We start from the raw sequence: 1,220 nt of genomic DNA on the forward strand, positions 1-1,220 counted from the left end.
GGGTAATCCCCCCTTATTTAACCGAACCTAGAAGTAGGATTAATTAAGCAACCATGGCCAGTCGCTGTTTCGGGGTAATACCGCCCAATGCCATATTTGGACGTTGATGATTGTCCCTAAAGGGATTCCCTTTGGTCTATTTATACATCCATTGCGTTGCAAACTCTTGAACTTCGTTAATACTTTCCCAGTAGTGCTGAGATAGCCATTCATATCTCACGGTACGATTAAATCGTTCCACATAAGCATTTTGTTGTGGTTTACCTGGCTGGATATGGGCGATGTGGATTTGATGCTTTGCTGCCCATTCCATAAGCCTGCCACTGATGAGTTCAGGCCCATTGTCCGCTCGAATAATGCTGGGCTTACCTCGCCAAGCAATAATTTGATCTAAGCTACGAACTACTCGCTCTGCCGGCAATGAGAAGTTCACTTCAATACCTAAGGCTTCACGATTAAAGTCGTCAATGACATTGAACAGTCGGATGGACCTGCCATCTTGCAGCTGCTCATGCATAAAATCCATTGACCATACTTGGTTACTACTCAGCGGCACGACCAAGGCATCTGGCTTATCTCGCACCAAACGCTTACGGGGTTTGATGCGCAGGTTGAGCTCAAGCTCGCGGTAAATCCGGTAGATGCGTTTGTGGTTCCATGTGTAGTTCTTGACGTTGCGTAGATACAAATAACAAAGGCCAAAGCCCCAGCTGCGGTTGTTGTCCGTTAAGCGGATCAACCAATTGGCAATGAGCTCATTTTCTGCATTGTTCTTCGCTTCATAGCGGTAGCAAGTCTCACTCACGCTAAAGATCTCGCAGGCTAGCCTGATCGACACATGGTGTTGGGATACTGCCTTTTGGGCCATCTCACGTCTGTGAGACGGCCTCACCACTTTTTTGTGATGGCCTCGTTTAAGATCTCCGCCTTGAGCTTTTCTTCGATATACATTTTCTTAAGGCGAGCGTTCTCTGCCTCGAGTTCTTTCATACGGGCCATCATGGAGGTATCCATACCGCTGTATTTGGCACGCCACTTATAGAAAGTCGCAGTGCTGATACCTAGCTCACGACAGACCTCTGGAACAGCTAAGCCAGCATCGACCCGTTTTAGGGCATCCATGATCTGGGTATCAGTAAATTTAGAACGCTTCATGTAGAACTCCTCTATATTCGAGAAAATTCTACCTCTGAGCTCGGTTAACCTGTGGGGGGATTACC

1 pseudogene is annotated in these 1,220 nt (G+C 47.1%); it reads right to left on the reverse strand.

Annotated features, from left to right (window positions below):
• Positions 1-43: 43 nt before the first annotated feature.
• A pseudogene (locus ICN49_RS11580) lies at positions 44-1,155 on the reverse strand (IS3 family transposase).
• Positions 1,156-1,220: the final 65 nt, after the last annotated feature.

Source organism: Polynucleobacter finlandensis (assembly GCF_018881755.1).
Taxonomy (GTDB): domain Bacteria; phylum Pseudomonadota; class Gammaproteobacteria; order Burkholderiales; family Burkholderiaceae; genus Polynucleobacter; species Polynucleobacter finlandensis.